Genomic DNA, 18,328 nt, shown 5'->3' with positions numbered 1-18,328 from the left:
CTAATCGTACAATTGCTCAAAGGCTTTGATTTGAGCTTCTTCATGATTGTAGCCTTTATCTTCTAATGTTTTGATCATTTTTGAGATCTTTGCGAAATCCTTTGGCACGATCTTTTTAAATTGAGCTAGGGAAGCATCAAAATGGGCTAAGATTTCTTGTGCGATCTCGGATTGTGTCATTTCGACATGTTCTTTTAAAATGGCTTCTAACGTTTCTATATCGTTTTTCATCGATATTGGTTCCATGGAAACCAAGGTTGGATTCAATTGTTGATAGAGCTCATGATCTTTATCCCATACATACGCAATACCACCACTCATACCAGCCGCAAAGTTTTTACCCGTTTTTCCTAAGATAACCGCGGTACCGCCAGTCATATATTCCAAGCCATGGTCGCCACAACCTTCACAAACGGCTATAGCTCCGGAATTTCGAACACAGAAACGTTCACCGGCAATGCCGCGAATGAAGGCTTTACCACTGGTTGCGCCATACAAAGCTACATTACCAATGATCACATTGTCTTGGGCAACCAATGGACTGGCTGATTGGGGACGAATGGCCAAGATACCACCACTGAGGCCTTTTCCAAAATAGTCATTGGCATCACCATGGACGGATAAGGTTTCGCCTTTTGGCAAGAATGCACCACAAGATTGACCAGCACCCCCACGGGCAACGATCTTGAAGGTATTGTCTTTGTAAGGTCGATGTTGTTGCGTAATGGTCGAACCCAACAAGGTACCCAAGGTACGATTGGTTGATGAAATCTCGATGGATACGGTTTTTGGTTCACCTGATTTCAATGTTTCTTGGAAAGCGGGGATCAATACTTTTGCATCGATGGTGCGATTCAATTGTGGATCCACTTTCTTTTCGAAATGGACAGGTTGTGGCTTACGTAAGATAGCGGCATAATCCAACATATTTTGACGCGCATTGGATGAGGTACGTACTTTTAGACATTCACTATGACCAACCATTTCATCCACGCTGTGAAAACCTAATTGAGCCATGATCTCCCGTAGTTCTTGGGCAATAAATTCCATAAAATGCATGACATATTCAGGTTTTCCTTTGAATCGTTTTCGTAATTCACTGTTTTGGGTCGCAACCCCAAATGGACATGTATCCAAGTTGCATACACGCATCATGCGGCAGCCCATGGTTACCAATGGGGCGGTCGCAAAACCGAATTCTTCAGCCCCTAATAGACAGGCAATGGCTACATCACGACCACTCATCAATTTTCCATCGGTCTCGATGGCTACGCGATCTCTTAAGCCTTGTTCCACTAAAGCTTGATGGGTTTGAACCAATCCTAATTCCCATGGCAATCCGGCATGATGGATCGAGCTAATTGGCGCTGCACCTGTACCACCATCATAACCAGAAATCAAGATGACATTGGCACCAGCTTTGGCCACACCACACGCAATCGTACCTACACCACCTTCGGAAACAAGTTTTACAGAGATACGTGCTTGATCATTCGCATTCTTGAGATCATAGATCAATTGGGCCAGATCTTCGATCGAGTAAATATCATGATGAGGTGGTGGGGAAATTAAGGCAACCCCTGGTGTCGAATAACGAGTTTTCGCTACCCACGGATAGACTTTACGGCCAGGTAGGTGACCGCCTTCTCCTGGTTTTGCGCCTTGGGCCATCTTGATCTGGATTTCTTTGGCAGAAACCAAGAATTCACTGGTTACGCCAAAACGACCGGAAGCCACTTGTTTGATGGCACTGTTTTTGATCGTTCCATAACGAGAAGGCATTTCGCCACCTTCACCCGAATTGGATTTTCCACCCAAGCGATTCATCGCAATGGCCATACAAGTATGGGCTTCTTCAGAAATTGATCCATAACTCATAGCACCGGTCTTGAAGCGTTTCACGATGTTTTCAACCGGTTCTACTTCTTTTATATCAATGGGTTTGCGATCAGAAACAAACGCAAAATTGGAACGTAACGTATGCGGATCATCGGGATCATTGACCCTTGCGGTATATTCTTTAAACAAAGCATAATCATTGGTTTGGGTAGCACGTTGCAACAAGACAATCGTTTTTGGATCATACAAATGCGATTCTTTATTAGCACCGGAACGGTTCTTATGGAAACCAGGACTATCCAAAGTTGTATCGCTAGCCAATCCCAATGGATCAAAGGCTTTATCATGATGATAAGCCAGGTCTTCTTCGATTTCTTTTAAGCCAATACCACCGACTTCATTGATCGTATTGGTGAAATATTCATCCACTAAGTCTTGGCTGAGACCAATGGCTTCAAAGATCTGTGCCGACTGATAAGACTGCAACGTAGAAATACCCATCTTGGAAGCAATTTTAACGATGCCATTCATGATTGCTTGGTTATAGTCTTTGATGGCTTGGTAGACTTCAAAATCCAACATGTCTTTCTCGATCATTTCTTGAATGCATTCATGAGCCAAGTATGGATAGATGGCTGTGGCACCGAAACCTAACAAACAAGCAAATTGATGAACATCTCTTGGTTCGCCTGATTCCAAGACAATGGAAATGGCCGTTCGTTTTTTGGTACGAACAAAGTATTGATCGACTGCCGAAACGGCTAACAAGCTTGGGATGGCCATATGATTTTCATCAACACCACGATCGGAAAGGATCAAGATCGAGGCGCCATGACGATAGGCGCGTTCACATTCGATAAATAAATGGTTAAGGGCTTCTTTTAAAGGCATACCACGATAGAACAATAAGGAAATGACTTCATTTTTAAAGCCTTTTTTATCTAATTCCAAAATTTTCTGCATGTCACGCTCATCGAGGATCGGATTATTGATTTCCAATACCCGGCAGTTTGTATCTTTTTCTTGCAGGATATCGCCACTGGCACCAAGATAAACCGTTGTATCGGTTACCACTTTTTCACGTAAACTATCCATCGGTGGGTTTGTGACTTGCGCAAACAATTGTTTGAAATAATGGAACAACAATGGATGGCGTTTGCTTAAAACAGCCAATGGGATATCGGTTCCCATGGAGGCGATGGGTTCGGTTTTCTTTTCGATGGTAGGCACGATCGTTTCAATCACATCTTCATAGGTATAGCCAAAGGCTTTATACAATTGGTCTCTTTCGGTTTGCGAATACATATGGGACTTACGATCGGAAGCGGGCAGATCACGCAAATGCAGAAGATTTTGGTTTAGCCATTCGCCATATGGATTTTGGGTTGCATATGATTTCTTGATTTCTTCATTGGAAATCATACGTTTGGCTTTTGTATCCAATAATAAGATCTGTCCCGGACGCAAACGATCCTTTTTGATGATGTTTTTTTCAGGAATATCCAATACCCCGACTTCACTGGCTAAGATCAAGGTATGGTCTTTGGTCAGATAATAACGGCAAGGACGCAAACCATTTCGATCTAAGGTCGCACCGGCAATATCGCCATCGCTGAATAAGACAGCAGCAGGACCATCCCATGGCTCCATCAAGGAAGCATAATAATGATAGAAGTCTTTTTCTTTTTGATCGAGTGGTACATGTTTCCAAGGTTCGGGAATGGTGATCAAGACCGCTTTGGAAAGGGGCATCCCATTCATCATCAAGAATTCCAAGGTGTTATCTAACATAGCGGAATCGGATCCGGATGCATCGATGGCGGGCAAGATCTGGTCGCTATATTTTTCCAAGAAGGGACTGTCCATACTTTCTTCACGGGCACTCATACGTTTGAAGTTACCACGAATGGTATTGATCTCACCATTGTGTGCAATCAAACGGTTGGGATGGGCCCTACGCCAAGAAGGTGTCGTATTGGTCGAGAAACGCGAGTGAACGATCGCAATGGCACTCTTATAGGAACGGTCTTGCAGATCTTGATAAAACAAACGCAATTGATTGACCAAAAACATGCCTTTGTATACGATCGTACGACATGACAAAGAGCACACATACGTTTCAGGTGCGCTCTTTTCAAATTCTCGACGAATGATATACAACAATTGATCAAATTCTAGATCCGTCATCTTTGGATCGGGCTTCTTGATGAAGGCCTGTTCAATATATGGCATACAATCCAATGCTTTTTGACCTAAGATAGCGGGCTTACAATTCACTGTTCGCCATCCCAGTAATTGGGCATCGTGACTTTTGACGATTGTTTGAAATAAACGTTTGGCTTGATTGCGGGCAAGATAACTTTGCGGGAAGAAAAACATGCCCACCCCATATTCTCGTTGGTTTCCTAATGGAAAAGGAACTTCTTTGGAAAAGAAATCATGGGAGATCTGAAGCAAGATCCCGACACCATCTCCGACTTTACCAGAAGCATCTTTTCCAGCACGATGGTCTAATTTTTCGACGATTTTTAAGGCCGCATCGACAACGGTATGGGTTTTCTTACCATCATAATTGACAACCATACCAATACCGCAGGCATCATGTTCTAATTGTTGATTCATAAAAATCCTTTCTATTTTCCACTATCACCATAGTTAGAAAGCACACGAGCAGAAGGATCTTCTACATCGCATCCTGGCCACGTTTTATTTGGCATCCAGAAGTCAATGATCATATCGCCTTGTCCTGGATAATATTTTTCGAAAATCTCCCGATAGAACAGGGATTCCTTTGTCGTTGGGGGGACGTGAAGATACTTTTTGCGCAATGTTTCAAATTCTTCATCGGTATATTGGCTTTCCGCATATTCGCATATGTCATCTTTTAGAGAGTGGCCGACTGCATCCGAGAAAGCGGCTTTTTCACGCATCAAGATGGAATAAGGAAGAATTTCATCTTTTTCAAAAGCATGACGAAGCAAATATTTACCTTTATTATATGTGTTTAGTTTTAATTTTGGATCAATTTCCATCACATATTGGACAAAATCGAGATCCCCAAAAGGAACGCGGGCTTCCAAAGAGTTGGCAGCAATGCAACGATCGGCACGTAAGACATCATACATATATAGTTCGCGCATCCGTTTCTTGCTTTCTTTTTGGAATTCTTCAGCATTAGGGGCAAAATCGGTATACTTATAGCCAAATAATTCATCGCTGATTTCACCGGTCAACAAGACACGAATATCGGTGTTTTCATGAATATATTTACATACCAGGTACATACCAATGGAAGCACGAATGGTCGTGATGTCATAGGTACCAAGAAGATGAATGACAGGTTCAATGGCAGCGATGACATCTTCTTTAGAAATAATGACTTCGGTATGATCCGAGCCAATATAGTCAGCCACTTGTTTCGCGTATTTTAAGTCAATGGCATCCACATCCATGCCAATCGCAAATGTACGGATGGGTTTTTTTGATAATTTGGCCGCAACGGCACAAACTAAACTCGAATCAAGCCCACCACTTAATAAGAAACCGACCGGGGCATCACTATCCAACCGTTTCAGGATACCATCTTCCAATTTATCGTGGATTTCTTGACAAATGGGTTCAATGGAACCGGTATGCATGGTTTTGGTTTCGGTAATATCGTGATAGCACACAAACTGACCATTGTAGTAATAATGTCCAGGAGGAAACGGAATGATCTTGTTCACAAATCCGACTAGGTTTTTGGCTTCGGAAGCAAAGACAATGGAGCCATTTGGGGTGTATCCGTAAAATAAAGGACGAATTCCAATCGGATCTCTAGCCGCAATGATTGCGTGTTCGGTTTCATCGTATAAAACAAGGGCATATTCTGCATCCAATTGGGCGAACATATCCAATCCATATTTTTCATACATGGGAATCAAAATTTCGCAATCACTATCGCTAGAGAATGTGTATCCATCTTGGATCAATTCATCTTTGATGGGACGAAACCCATAAATTTCGCCGTTGCAGACGATCGTCTTACCGTTAAGCTGGAACGGTTGCATACCGGCTTCACTCAAGCCCATGATGGCAAGTCTTTGGAAGCCAATCATGCCGGCTTCTACCGACAGGATGCGTTGATCATCTGGACCACGAGAATGCGTTGGTGCCAACGCTTTCTCTATGGTTTTTTTATCTACGTCTTTATCAAAATAACCCAAAATGGTACACATAATTTCCTCCTTAAATGATACCGAACAATAGTTTTCCGTAAGTAGGGAATGGCCATACTTTGGCGGATACTAATGTTTCTAATTTGTCGCATGGTTTACGTAATGCGCCCATGGCTGGTAAGATCGCATCGCGTACGTAGTTTGCGGCTTTTTCAAAGTCTTCGGTTCCTTCTAATGTTTTGACTTTTCCTTCGAGATCTTGAATGGCAACATAGGCTTTATCTAGATAACTTGAAATTTCATCCAGATTGGCTTTTTCATATGTAGCACTGACGCCTGTTTGTTTCTTTAATGCCAAGGTATCCGCTAAGGATTGCGTATACTTAGAAACAGCAGGCAAAATATCTTTGCGGGCCATACCCACCATGGTACGTGCTTCGATCAATACGACTTTGGTGTATTCTTCCATGTTGATTTCATAACGAGAATAGACTTCTTCTTTATTCAAAACATGTTGACGTTCAAATAATTCGACATTTTCTGGTTTGATCGAATAAGGAAGGGCATCCGGTGTCGTTGGTAAATTCAATAAGCCACGAGCTTCGGCTTCACCAATCCAACTATCGTCATAACCGTTGCCGTTAAAGATGATGCGTTTATGATCTTTGATGGTTTCTTGGATCAAAGTATGTAAGGCATCTTCAAAATTATCGGCTTTTTCTAAGGTATCGGCAAATCCTTCTAGAACATCGGCTACGGCAGTATTCAACATGATGTTGCAGCCGGCAATGGATGAATTCGATCCGGGCATCCGGAATTCAAATTTATTTCCCGTAAAGGCAAATGGACTTGTACGGTTACGATCGGTCGCATCTTTTTTGATCTTTGGCAAAATATCGATACCTACACGCATGCGCTCTTGTTTCTTTTGGCCATATGGCTGATCGGTCTCGATGGCTTTTAAGACTTCCGTTAATTCATCACCCAAAAACATGGAGATGATGGCAGGAGGGGCTTCGTTGGCACCCAAACGATGATCATTACCGGCTGTGGCAACGCTCAAACGCAATAAGTCTTGATGCTCATCAACGGCTTTGATGACTGCACTTAAGAACAATAAGAATTGCGCATTATCATAAGGGGTTTCCCCTGGTTCCAATAAGTTCATACCGGTATCGGTCGATAAGGACCAGTTATTATGTTTACCCGAGCCATTGATGTAATCGAATGGTTTTTCATGAAGTAAAGCAACCATGCCATGATGCTTCGCAATGCGTTGGATCAGTTCCATGGTCAATTGGTTGTGATCGGTCGCAATGTTTGTCGTGGAGAAGACGGGCGCTAATTCAAATTGAGCTGGCGCTACTTCGTTGTGTTCGGTCTTGGCATAGACGCCCAATTTCCATAATTCGGAATTCAATTCTTGCATGAATGCTTGTACACGCGATTTGATTGTTCCAAAATAATGGTCTTCCAATTCTTGGCCTTTTGGACATGGTGCACCAAATAAGGTACGACCAGTATAAAGTAGATCTTTTCTTTGTTTATAGTCTTCGATATCGACTAAGAAATATTCTTGTTCAGGACCTACCGTTGTACGGACCATTTTTACATCTTCGTGTCCAAACAATCGTAAAATACGAAGAGCCTGGGTGTTGATGGCATCCATGCTTCGTAATAAAGGGGTCTTTTTATCCAGGGCATGGCCGGTATATGAATAGAAGGCCGTGGGGATACAAAGCACGCCATTTTTAATGAAGACAAAGCTGGTTGGATCCCAAGCTGTGTAACCACGTGCTTCAAATGTTGCACGCAAACCACCACTCGGGAAACTTGACGCATCGGGTTCTCCTTTGACTAATTCTTTACCGGAAAATTCCAAGGAAATACTGTGGTCTTTGCTTGGATTCAAGAAACTATCGTGTTTCTCTGCAGTGACTCCGGTCAATGGTTGGAACCAGTGCGTAAAATGAGTGGCTCCTTTGGATAGGGCCCATTCTTTCATTCCATGCGCAACGGCTTCCGCAATTTTTGGATTCAATGGTTTTCCTTCGCGAATGGTTTTTTCCATTTCTTGAAAGGTGTCTTTCGCAAGGTACTCTTTCATTTTTGCTTCATCAAAGACATTGGAAGCAAATACATCAGTGATTGGCATAGTGTTCCTCCTTATTTTTGGATATAAAAAAACGGCGACGAAGACAGAAGAAAAGTGCATTCATCCGACTTCATTGCCGTTTCTATGTCTATTATTTTACACGGTTCGTTTCTTTTGTCAAACATATAATGAAAACATTTTACATTTCATTGAAAACAAGATGAAAATAAGGTATATTCCCATTGAGGTGAGTCTATGTATACAAAAGAAGATGTTCTTGAATTTGTTGAAGAACAAGATGTGAAATTTATTCGTTGTGCGTTCTTTGATGTCTTGGGAACGCAAAAAAACGTCTCGATACAGCCAAGCCAATTGAAACGGGCTTTTGAAACGGGCATTTCATTTGATGGCAGTGCCATCATTGGCTTTAATGATGAAAGTCATAGCGACTTGATCTTAAAACCCGATCCAAGCACCATGACGGTATTGCCTTGGCGTTCTTTAGATGGCATGGTCATTCGTATGTATTGTACGATCTATGATACGGATGGCTCGTTGTATGAAAACGATACTCGTTATTTATTGAAAAAAGCTATCCAGAAGGCAAAAGATATGGGCATATCCATTCATTTTGGGAATGAATTTGAATTTTATTTATTTGAACAAGGAACCAAAAATCCAATGGATCAAGCTGGGTATATGGATATTGCCCCGGATGATTGTGGGGAAGATGTACGCCGTCAGATTTGTTCCTATCTTTCGGCCATGGATGTGGAACCCGAAGCCAGTCATCATGAACAAGGACCGGGACAGAATGAGATTGATTTCCGCTACCAGGATCCATTGATTGCTGCCGATCATGCTGCCACTTTCCGATGGGTGGTCAAGACTGTTGCACAATCGAATGGGTTGAGTGCTGACTTTTCACCCAAACCATTGGAAGATGCACCGGGCAATGGCATGCATATGCATGTGTCCACCAATAAGAACATGGAAGAATTTTTAGCGGGCATCCTCAATCGCATCAAAGAAATTACTTTGTTTTTAAATCCGGGTGCGGATTCGTATTTGCGTTTGGGGCAACAAAAAGCACCTCGTTATATTAGTTGGGGCTATGCCAATCGAAGTGCATTGGTTCGGATTCCGGCTGTTGGTACCAAACGATTTGAATTGCGTTCTCCCGATTGTCTGGCCAATAGCTATCTAGCCTATACCGTTTTGATTTATGCGGGCTTAGAAGGTATTGAGAAACATTTAGAATTGATGGCACCTACCGATAAAAATATTGAAGTGGAGGGTGGCTTATTTGAACATTTGCCTTTATCGTTGGATCAGGCAAGAGAAATGGCTTCACATAGTGTATTTGTGAAAAAAATTATGCCAGAAAATGTCTTAAAGAGCTATTTGTAGGAGGAAAGGGCCATGCGTACGAAAGTATTTGTACTCGCGACCCATCCGATAAGATTCTCACAGATCCTACCTTCCACAGTTTATGATCCCATGGAAAGTTTTAAGAGTGTTTCGGGTCTGAAACAACAATTACGGGCACAAAGACCGGATCTATTGATCATTCAAGAGCCCATTGATGAAGGTGTTTCCTGGCGGTTAGCCTATGAATGGAAACAAGCCATTGGCTGTGAAATCTTACTGATGGTCCCGCTTCGTCAATATGATCAAATTGTTTATCAATTGAATGGGTCAGGTATCTTTGTGATTGCGGATCCATCCAGTGCGCAAACCATGTATCAAGCTTGTGAGCAATTAAGGATCAAACGAGAAGAAATTCAAAAGTATCAAGGGGAAATCGAGCGATTAAAGAAGAAGATCCGAAATGATAAATTGGTCAATCGTGCAAAATTGGTATTGATCGAGAGTTATCATTGGTCGGAAGAAAAGGCACATCATTATATTGAGCAAATTGCGATGAATAATTCCATCACAAAAGTGGATGTGGCCAAAGAGTTATTAAAAAATATGGATGAAAAAAAGTGAGATCGTCATGATCTCACTTTTTTGCGTTTTTTGAAGCAGCCACAAATCCTTTGAATAAAGGATGGGCATTATTGGGACGAGATTTAAATTCTGGATGAAATTGTACACCAATGAAGAAAGGATGGTCCTTGGCTTCAATGGCTTCGACCAATTTCTTATCGGGGCTGGTACCAACGATTGGAATGCCCGCTTCTTCAAATTCAAATCGATAGGCATTGTTGAATTCATAACGATGACGATGACGTTCTTCAATGATTTCTTTTTGGTAACATTGATGAATGTGACTATTTTGTTTTAAGCTGCATGGATAGGCACCCAAACGCATGGTTCCACCTTTGCGGATATCATTGCTTTGATCGGCCATAAAATCAATGATGGTATGTTTGCTGGTTTCATCGAATTCAAAACTGTTGGCATCTTCATAACCCAATAAGTCACGAGCCACATAAATGGCCATGATCTGCATCCCTAAACAAATTCCTAAATAAGGAATCTTGTGGGTATAGGCATAGCGAGCGGTTTCGATCATCCCTTCGATGCCGCGTTCCCCAAATCCGCCGGGAACAATGATGCCACTCACATCTTTAAAGGTATCTTCTACGTTTTCCGGTGTGATTTGTTCGGAATCGATCCAATGAATGTGTACATTGGCGCCATTGGCAAAACCAGCATGATACAAAGCTTCCGATACGGATAGATAGGCATCATGAAGTTGAACATATTTACCCACCAAGGCAATATGTACCGGTTCGGTGGCTTGATGGATGGAATCAATCAAATTTTCCCATTCGGTCAAATCGGCAGGGCGAACTTCACAATTTAATTTCTTACAAATGGTGTCGGCTAGGTGTTGTTTTTCTAGCATGAGAGGCACTTCATATAAAGAACCGAGGGTACGGTTTTCAATCACACATTCTTTTTCGACATTACAGAATAAGGAGATCTTATCTAATACGGATTGTGGAATTTGATGATTGACACGGGCAATGATGATATCGGGATTGATTCCATAGGAACGTAATTCTTTAACACTGTGTTGGGTTGGTTTGGATTTAAATTCTTGGCTTCCTTCCAAATAAGGAATATAGGTTACATGAATAAATAAGCAATTTTCGTATCCTACTTCCAAGCGAACTTGGCGAATGGCTTCCAAAAAGGGCAAACTTTCAATATCGCCGGTCGTACCACCAATTTCGGTAATCACAAAATCGGCATTGGCATGTTTACCAGCTTGATAAATGAAATGTTTGATCTCATCTGTGATATGAGGAATCACCTGAACAGTTTGTCCTAAGTATTTGCCTTCACGTTCTTTATTGATGACATTGGAATAGACTTTACCCGTTGTCAAATTGGAATATTGATGTAGATCTTCATCGATAAAGCGTTCGTAGTGTCCTAAGTCCAAATCGGCTTCTAGACCATCGTTGGTAACATAGACTTCACCATGTTGAAGGGGAGACATCGTGCCCGGATCCACATTGATATACGGATCCAATTTTTGTGAGGTAACACGATAGCCGCGACACTTTAATAAACGTCCTAAACTGGCTGCACTGATGCCTTTACCGATTCCCGAAACAACACCACCAGTTACAAATATGTATTTTGTCATGATTGACCTCCTTGTTCTCATGAAAAAATCCGGTCAGTAAAAAAACTGTCCGGAAGGGCTTCTTTGCCGAAAAAAATGACCACATTCATGTTACCATGAAAAAAATCGATGTCAATTAGATTTGACGAAGGGCATCAACCAATTCGGTTTTTTCTTCGGTTTGTTCATTTTTGGTTTTGAGAACACGAGCCGGATTGCCACCAACCACTTGGTTTTCACCAACATCTTCTAAGACGATGGCTCCTGCCCCTATGACAGCACCTTTGCCAATATGGACACCTTCAATGATGACGGCATTGGCACCAATCAATACATTGTCTTCAACGATGACAGGTGTAGCACTGGCTGGTTCGACCACACCAGCTAAGACAGCACCAGCTCCAATATGACAATTGTTTTTGACGATGGCTCGACCACCCAGTACAGCGCCCATATCGATCATGGTGTTTTTTCCAATTTGGGCACCAATATTGATGATGGCCCCCATCATGATGACGGCATGATCGCCAATTTCAACGTTGTCGCGGATGATCGCACCGGGTTCGATCCGCGCATTGATGTTTTTGGTATCCAAAAGCGGGATAGCGGTGTTGCGACCATTGTTTTCGATATATAGATGGGTGAACTTTTCTTTTTGGGATTCTAAGATGGGCTGGATATCTTCCCAAGGGCCTATGGCGATATGGCCAAAGACCTGAACCGATGGGGGAAAGTCAATGGGCTCGGTCGCGTTGAAGTACACTTTAACGGTTGTTTGTTTCTTGGAAGTTTGGATGATATGAATGATTTCTTCTGCGTTCATGCGGTTTCTCCTTCTAAAATTTTTTGAGCGGGACCAGTCATAAAGATTCGTCCATCGGGGTCAATATCAATATGGAGCTGTCCTTTGATCAATTGGACATCTACCGAATGGTCACACTTTCCTAGCGTGTAGGCTGTGTAGACACTGGCACAAACCCCGGTTCCACAAGCTAGGGTCGGGCCACAACCTCGTTCGTAGGTGCGAATGGATAGATGGCTTTGATCTTGTATTTGGACAAAATTCACATTGGTTTGTTCGGGGAAAACCGAATCATGGCAAATGTCATGGCCAACGGTTTCATCCCATGGTTCGAAAAGAACAGTATGGACGGTCGATACAAATCCCGAATAACAAGTGTGCGAACCAATTTGAATGGGCCACTTATCCTTATATTCTTGGGCATAACCCATATCGACGCGAACTAAGAAGGGATCGATGGATTGGCGATAGACCACTTTGGGTCCTGCCAAGGTTTGGACTTCAAGTTTTTCACTTCGATCGATGTTTTCATCAAAACAATATTTCGCAAAACAACGAATACCGTTGCCACACATGGGTGCCCTTGATCCGTCTTGGTTATAATAGATCATTTCCAATGGGTTTGTTTTGACAAAGATGGCACCATCAGCACCAATGCCGGTATGACGGTCACAAACCGATTGAATAAAGGAAACGATGTCTTCTTTATCGACATAGGAATAACGAGTAATGATAAAGTCATTGCCCAATCCATGGTATTTGGTGATCGGAATGGATTTCATAGTTTAATCTCCTTTGTCTACACCCTATCATTGATGGAAAAAAATTTCAATTGTCTTGAAAATTTTTGAAAATAAGAATACCATAAGGCCATGTTAAAAGAATATCGACAAGAACTGCATCAAATTCCGGAATTGGAATTGGATTTGCCCGAAACGCAATCCTATATCCAACAGCATCTACGTGCTTATCGTTGTGAATTGTTTGAACCCATTCCATCCAGTGTGGTGGCATATTTTGATTTTGGCAAAAAAGATACATTTGCGTTTCGAAGTGATATGGATGCCTTACCGGTTCAGGAACAAAATGATGTTCCTTATAAAAGTAAACATCCGGGGTGTATGCATGCGTGTGGCCATGATGGGCATATGGCCATTTTGTTGGGATTTGCCCAATGGGTGAATGCCCAAGCTGATCTTGCTCACAATGTATTATTGGTTTTTCAACCGGGGGAAGAATCGCCAGGTGGTGCTCAATTGATCGTCGATACGGGCATTTTTAAAAAATTTCATGTGACCAGTATATTTGGGTTGCATTTATGGCCTTCCATTGATAAAGGACAAGTGGCAACGCGGCCGAAGGGCCAGCTTGCCCAAAGCAGTGAGATTCATGTCGATATCGAAGGGAAGACTTCTCATGTAGCCAAAGCCGAAGAGGGTATTGATGCGATGGTGGCGGGGGCACATTTCTTATTGCGTTGTTACGAATATGAAAAAAGTATCGATCCGCAGATTCATCGTTTATTAAAGTTTGGTTTGATGCGATCGGGTGTGGTTTGTAACTCTATTAGTGGACATACCCATATGGAAGGGACGATGCGGGTATTTGATCCAATTTTATTTAAGGAGATACAAACAAAGATTCGGCGAATTGCGCACGAAATTGAGCAAGAAGAAAAGGTCAAGATCCAGGTTCAATTTAAAAATGGCTATCCAGCTGTGATCAATGATGAAGCTTTGGTCAATCAGATCTATCATCAAATTCCTTCTGTGCATCGTTTGGAACATCCAGAAATGATTGCGGAAGATTTTGCCTATTATCAACAAGCTATACCAGGTGTCTTCTTCTTTTTAGGAACGGGAACAGGGATTCCGTTACATAGTGATCATTGGGATTTTGATGAAGATATCCTGATCCATGGCGTGCAGTTGTATCAAGATTTGATTCAATGTTTATAAGAACGAGAAATCGTTCTTTTTTTAGGTAGAGAAAAAGACACCATACGGTGTCCTTTTCCCTGCTATTTACGAAATGGAAAGTTCGTTATTGTCTATTCATAATCTAGGGCTTCTTGGCCTTGTGATCCACTGGAGATACGAACCACATTTTCAACGTCATAAACGAAGATCTTACCATCGCCCATATGACCTGTATATAAAGCTTTACGAGCGGCATTGACAACGGTTTGAACCGGAATTTCACTAACGACGATCTCCGCTTTGATCTTTGGTAAAAGATCCATGGTCACTTTAGCACCACGATAGTAAGTGACTTGTCCTTTTTGAACACCACAACCCATGACACGGGTCACGGTCATGCCCATGATGCCAATCTCATCCATCGCTAACTTCAAGGCATCGAGTTTTTCTGGTTTTGCGATAATGGTTACCTTAGAAATACCCGATACACCTTTCGTAACTTTGGTTGGTACGGCTTCACTCATTTGAACTTCTGGAGCTGTCGAAACGATATTAGCACCTGCTTGGTTGGATGTTGTTAAGGCTTGAAGGCCAAATCCAGCATAGGCATCGGCCAAACCATGTTCTGGAAGATCTAATCCTTGGAGTTCTTCTTCTTCACTGACACGTAAACCAACTGTTTTATCGATGAGTTTGAATGTGATGAACATGGTAACAGCGGTCCAAAGACCAATGACGACCAAACCAAAGATCTGGATCAATAAGAAATGGACACCGCCACCATAGAAAAGGCCAAGAGGGGCTGGATGGGTATCGGTACCACAAGCAAATAAACCGGTCATGATGATGCCTAGCATACCATTGAAGAAATGGACACCAACAGCGCCGACAGGATCATCCACGTGCAGTTTGTAGTCGAGTAGCCATACACCAAAGCATACGATCAAGCCAGAACAGATGCCGATGATGAAGGCACCCAAGCCATTGACATAATCACAACCAGCGGTGATGGCAACCAATCCAGCTAAAGAAGCATTTAAACACATACCAACATCGGGTTTACCGTATTTTTTCCAGGTGAAGATCATGGCTGTACAAGTGGCAACGGCAGGTGCAATGGTGGTTGTTGCGAAAATGGTTGCTAATTGGACTTCATTGGTTGCAGCAGCACCGTTGAATCCATACCATCCAAACCATAAGATGAAGCATCCCAAAGCACCTAATGGAATATTGTGTCCAGGAATACCGTTGGGACTGCCATCTTTGTTGAATTTACCAATACGTGGACCTAACATGGCAGCGCCAATCAAGGCGGTCATACCACCAACGTAATGAATGACACCGGATCCGGCAAAATCATGAAATCCCATAGCGGTCAAGAATCCATCGGGCCCCCATACCCAATGGGCTTCAACGGGATAAACAATCAATGAAATCACGAAACTGTAAATACAATACGATAAGAATTTGGTTCGTTCGGCCATGGCTCCAGAAACGATGGTTGCAGCGGTGGCACAGAACACTAAGTTAAAGACGAACAAGGACCAATTGGTATTTTGAAAATCAAATAGGGGTCCTTTTGAAAAGTCGATCCAACCGATGATGCCGGCTCCTGTATCTTTTCCCATCATGATCGAATACCCTAAGATCAAGAAAGCGACGGTTCCCAAACAGAAATCCATCAAGTTCTTCATAATGATATTTCCGGCATTTTTTCGTCTGGTAAATCCGGCTTCTACCATCGCAAATCCTGCTTGCATGAAGAAGACCAGTGCGGCTCCAATCAGATACCAGATGCCGAAAACTTGTGATAATACTTCTGCCATATCTTTTCCCTCCCTTTGATATGGAATACAAAAAGGCGTAAAAAGAATATTCATTCTTCGTACGCCTTTGTACCAATAAAAAAACAAAAGGGCACTTCTATATGGAAATAGAAGCGCCTTTGCTTTTTACGAATTTCAGTATACCAATAAATGAAAAAATGTCAAATATTTTTCAGAAATTATTTTTCATAGATGAAATAAAAGATTTGTGATTTTCAAAAGAATGAGATATATTTATATACGTTGGAGGATGTATATGAACACAATTTATTTATCTGATAATCAGATCGTAATGAATTACAACCGAATGTATCCTAAAAATCGAGACATGCTTTTGAAAAGCGATACATTTCGCTTTGTGTTGGAATATTTCATGGATGAGATTCAAAACCCAACTCTTTTGAAATATTTGACAATTGATAACTCAATCAATATTCATCAAGCCAGTAAAACTATGAGTCACTTTTTACGTCAATTGGCTATTTTTGAGTTGGATGAAATCGATCACCCATATGCTAGAGATCCCGATATGTTGTTGACCTGCATTGAAGAAATGTATAAGTTCTGGCGCAATCGGAGTCGTTTTGCCTTTATGAAAAGTCAAAATATGGAAAGCTTTGGCGTCAATACGCTTGTCGGCATGGACAGCAATGTCAATAGTTTGATTTTGCGTACGTATCGTTTGTTTGAAGAAAAAGTCCAAGGTCGAAGCAATTCGGTATATCGCAATGCACAAGCCGGAACGAATGCTTGTTTCTCTATTTATCAAAGAGATAAAAAGTTTTCAAAAGGGTATGAAGCCTTACAAGAAATCCCAATGATCGATACGGTCATGTTACGTACACCAATGATCTTGCATCCAAAATCAAGTAAGCGTACGGGTGTGATCAATCAAATTCATCAAAGTCCAATGGAATATTTTACGGGAAGTAAAGACAATTGGTTCTGTTTTCCATGTAAAGTGGGTTCTTTATTGTGCTTTACATATTTTAATATCAAATATATGCCATTGGCATTGTCTTTGGCGAACTTATTTGAATTAGCAACCAAAGATGAAATTGAACAAAAACCAGATCTCATTTGTATCATTGGTAATGAAGATGATAAAAATGATACGCAATTCTATCATGATGAAGAAAATGATATTTGGATTGGTTGCGTATCCGATGATCCTCGTATGGATTACTTTGGCTATCTAAAGAAAATGATGTTGACGTTGCACAATGTACGGAAGATGCATGATGGTTGGTTACCTATTCATGGTGCCTTTGTCAAAGTGGTCATGCGAGATGGTTCCAGCAAGAACATCATGTTGATGGGTGATTCGGGTGCTGGTAAATCGGAATCCATCGAAGCTTTAAAATCAGCTGGAAAAGATTATATTCGTGATGTGCAAGTCATCTTTGATGATATGGGTACGATCCATATTGAAGATGGCATTCCTTATGGACAAGGTACGGAAATTGGTGCTTTCATCCGTTTGGATGATCTAGAACCAGGTACACCATATCGTGACATGGATCGTTCGGTCTTTATGGCACCAGAAAATCCAAATTCACGGATGGTCACACCGGCTTCTCCTTATAAATTCATTGTCCAGAATCATAAGATCGATTTATTTGCGTATGCCAACAATTATACCGATAAGTATGGTTTGGCCGAATTGAGTGTCGAAGAAGTGAAGGAAACCTGTAAAATGGGAAAACGTATGGCCTTGGGTACGACTCAAGAAGTGGGTATTTCCACAACATATTTTGCCAATCCATTTGGACCGATGCAGATGGAAGAGGTATGTGAACCATTGATCGATAAGACATTCCGTTGTCTAAAAGAAAATGGTGTCTTTACTGGTGAGATCTATACGCATTTGGGATTCAGTCGTGAAAATCGTAAAGGATTGAATGTGGCTGCTCAAGAGTTGTTGGAATTCATCACCAAAGATATTTCGGCACATAAATAAGTATTGATAAAAAACGAGTCCATGAAGATTCGTTTTTTTTTAATGAGATGAATTGTCAAATTAAGTGCAACACGATGTATGTGAGTCTGTTTCGTTCATAACTTCATTTGGTGTCTTATAGCCAAGGCACTTTCGTGGCCGATT

Annotated in this window: 11 protein-coding genes; 4 read left to right on the top strand and 7 right to left on the bottom strand. The window is 41.7% G+C overall.

Going from position 1 to position 18,328, the window contains the following annotated elements:
- From gltB to SOS22_RS10015, 3 genes are read right to left on the bottom strand one after another with little or no spacing between them, the layout of a single operon-like run.
- Entirely contained in the window at window positions 1-4,461 is a 4,461-nt protein-coding gene (gene gltB / locus SOS22_RS10025) for a glutamate synthase large subunit (RefSeq protein ID WP_320597079.1), read from the bottom strand.
- Window positions 4,462-4,472: 11 nt separating this feature from the next.
- A complete protein-coding gene (asnB, locus tag SOS22_RS10020) occupies window positions 4,473-6,056 on the bottom strand; it encodes an asparagine synthase B (RefSeq protein WP_320597078.1) in 1,584 nt (527 codons plus the stop codon).
- A gap of 10 nt (window positions 6,057-6,066) precedes the next feature.
- The gene (locus SOS22_RS10015) at window positions 6,067-8,151 is read right to left on the bottom strand and encodes a glutamine synthetase III (protein WP_320597077.1); all 2,085 of its coding nucleotides are present in this window, start codon (window positions 8,149-8,151) and stop codon (window positions 6,067-6,069) included.
- Between the two features lie 195 nt (window positions 8,152-8,346).
- Between SOS22_RS10015 and SOS22_RS10010 the strand changes: the two genes are divergently transcribed.
- Both SOS22_RS10010 and SOS22_RS10005 read left to right on the top strand, forming a co-directional pair.
- On the top strand, window positions 8,347-9,501 hold the full coding sequence (locus SOS22_RS10010) for a glutamine synthetase family protein (RefSeq protein WP_320324607.1): 1,155 nt from the start codon (window positions 8,347-8,349) through the stop codon (window positions 9,499-9,501).
- Between the two features lie 12 nt (window positions 9,502-9,513).
- Window positions 9,514-10,083: an ANTAR domain-containing response regulator gene (locus tag SOS22_RS10005; RefSeq protein ID WP_320324606.1), complete on the top strand. Its 570-nt coding sequence runs from the start codon at window positions 9,514-9,516 to the stop codon at window positions 10,081-10,083.
- A 13-nt stretch (window positions 10,084-10,096) separates the two neighbouring features.
- Here SOS22_RS10005 and SOS22_RS10000 read toward each other — a convergent pair whose 3' ends face one another.
- The 3 genes from SOS22_RS10000 to dapF all read right to left on the bottom strand — a co-directional run bounded on the left by SOS22_RS10000 (window position 10,097) and on the right by dapF (window position 13,261).
- On the bottom strand, window positions 10,097-11,698 hold the full coding sequence (locus tag SOS22_RS10000) for a CTP synthase (protein WP_320324605.1): 1,602 nt from the start codon (window positions 11,696-11,698) through the stop codon (window positions 10,097-10,099).
- A gap of 115 nt (window positions 11,699-11,813) precedes the next feature.
- On the bottom strand, window positions 11,814-12,500 hold the full coding sequence (gene dapD / locus SOS22_RS09995; protein ID WP_320324604.1) for a 2,3,4,5-tetrahydropyridine-2,6-dicarboxylate N-acetyltransferase: 687 nt from the start codon (window positions 12,498-12,500) through the stop codon (window positions 11,814-11,816).
- Window positions 12,497-13,261, bottom strand: a complete 765-nt coding sequence (gene dapF / locus SOS22_RS09990; RefSeq protein WP_320324603.1) for a diaminopimelate epimerase — start codon at window positions 13,259-13,261, stop codon at window positions 12,497-12,499. The genes dapD and dapF overlap by 4 nt, the downstream gene beginning before the upstream one ends.
- Before the next feature lie 90 nt (window positions 13,262-13,351).
- On the opposite strand from dapF, the gene SOS22_RS09985 reads away from it, so the two are divergent.
- Window positions 13,352-14,437, top strand: a complete 1,086-nt coding sequence (locus SOS22_RS09985; RefSeq protein WP_320597076.1) for an amidohydrolase — start codon at window positions 13,352-13,354, stop codon at window positions 14,435-14,437.
- Between the two features lie 92 nt (window positions 14,438-14,529).
- Here the strand turns inward: SOS22_RS09985 and SOS22_RS09980 are convergent, their stop codons facing one another.
- Window positions 14,530-16,224 carry an ammonium transporter gene (locus SOS22_RS09980; RefSeq protein ID WP_320597075.1) on the bottom strand — a complete coding sequence of 565 codons (1,695 nt, stop codon included), beginning with the start codon at window positions 16,222-16,224 and terminating at the stop codon, window positions 14,530-14,532.
- Window positions 16,225-16,480: 256 nt separating this feature from the next.
- On the opposite strand from SOS22_RS09980, the gene SOS22_RS09975 reads away from it, so the two are divergent.
- The gene (locus tag SOS22_RS09975; RefSeq protein WP_320597074.1) at window positions 16,481-18,184 is read left to right on the top strand and encodes a hypothetical protein; all 1,704 of its coding nucleotides are present in this window, start codon (window positions 16,481-16,483) and stop codon (window positions 18,182-18,184) included.
- Window positions 18,185-18,328 lie beyond the last annotated feature (144 nt).

This window comes from Absicoccus sp. (genome assembly GCF_034090965.1).
GTDB lineage: Bacteria > Bacillota_I > Bacilli_A > Erysipelotrichales > Erysipelotrichaceae > Absicoccus > Absicoccus intestinalis.
Note: the sequence above shows the minus strand (reverse complement) of the source record. Positions and strands in the feature narration are given on the sequence as shown.